Origin of the sequence: Bradyrhizobium macuxiense, from assembly GCF_007993935.1 — a bacterium.
Lineage (GTDB): Bacteria > Pseudomonadota > Alphaproteobacteria > Rhizobiales > Xanthobacteraceae > Bradyrhizobium > Bradyrhizobium macuxiense_A.
This window is the reverse complement of sequence record NZ_VITY01000045.1, coordinates 1-1,352: the sequence shown is the minus strand read 5'-3', so window position 1 is coordinate 1,352 and position 1,352 is coordinate 1. Positions and strand designations below refer to the sequence as shown.

General features: G+C 63.4%; 1 protein-coding gene. It reads left to right on the top strand.

The features are described from left to right. Nucleotides 1-1,070 (top strand): IS110 family transposase (locus FBZ93_RS40380; RefSeq protein WP_246667870.1); only part of this gene is annotated, 1,070 nt, incomplete at its 5' end. Between the last annotated feature and the right edge of the window lie 282 nt (nucleotides 1,071-1,352).

Here is a 1,352-nt window from a genome sequence, read left to right as displayed (position 1 = left end):
CCAAGCTGAGAAATGCCGTCGCGATTGCGGAGGCAGGCCGGGAGGGAGAGGTTCGCTTCTTCGGTGAAGTCGATGCTTCGGCCGTCAACATGCGCGGCGTTATAGTGCGGATCGCCAGCCGGTTTAACCGCGTCCACTTCTGTTACGAGGCCGGCCCGACGGGCTATGGCCTTTATCGTCTGATCCGGTCGCTCGGCCACGAATGCACGGTGGTGGCGCCATCGTTGATCCCAAGGAAGCCCGGCGATCGGGTGAAGACGAACCGCCGGGACGCCGTTTCTCTCGCCCGGTTGCTGCGCGCCGGCGAACTGACGGCGGTATGGGTTCCCGATGAAGGCCACGAGGCAATGCGAGATCTCGTTCGCGCCCGAGCGGCAGCGGTTGAGGCACTGCGGGTCCACCGCCAACAGGTGAGCGCCTTCATGCTCAAGCACGGCCGCACCTATCCCCGCAAGAAGGGCTGGACGATGCGCTATCTGCGCTGGCTTCAGGAACAGCAGTTCGATCACCCCGCACATCAGATCGCGCTCCAGGAGATGGTCGAAGCAGTTCGCGTCGCCAGGGAGCGGGTCGAACGTCTGGAGCGTACGATCGAAGAGTTCGTCTCAGCCTGGTCTCTGGAGCCGCTCGTGCGGGCACTTCAGACATTGCGGGGGATCGATCTGATCGTCGCAGTGACATTCGCCACTGAGGTTGGTGACGTGAGCCGCTTTGAGAGCCCACGTCAACTCATGGGCTATCTCGGCCTGGTGCCGGGCGAGCGATCGACGGGGGAGACCGTCAGGCGGGGCGGCATCACCAAGGCCGGCAACGGCCGCGTCCGCCACATGTTGGTCGAGAGCGCCTGGACCTATCGACACCCGCCGAAGATCGGCAAGACAAAGCTATACCGGCTCGAGCAGGCATCGCCAGCCGTGCGAGAGATTGCGTGGAAAGCACAGAGCCGCTTGACGGCTCGCTACCGGAAGCTGGCTGCGTGCGGCAAACGAACGACGGTGGTCTGCACCGCTATCGCCCGTGAGCTGGTCGGGTTCATGTGGGCGGTCGCTAGGCAAGTGCAGCCAGCCTGATTAGGCGCCCTTCTCATCATCGTGCATGGGCGGAGGCGGGACCACGGCAGAGGGAATGCCCGTCAGACGCTTTGTGGCCGGCCAAAACGCCGACGCCCGCAGTAAGATAGGAGCAGACCTCGGACGCACAATCGGGAATGCGGTAGCCAACCCGCGCATCAGAGCTTGATCACCGACGTCCTTCGGTTCCGCCTCCACCTATGCACGATCATCTCTATGAACAGCCGATCGACGATCGGGCGAGGCTCTGCGTTCTAATCCTTGACAGCGGACATCAGAGCG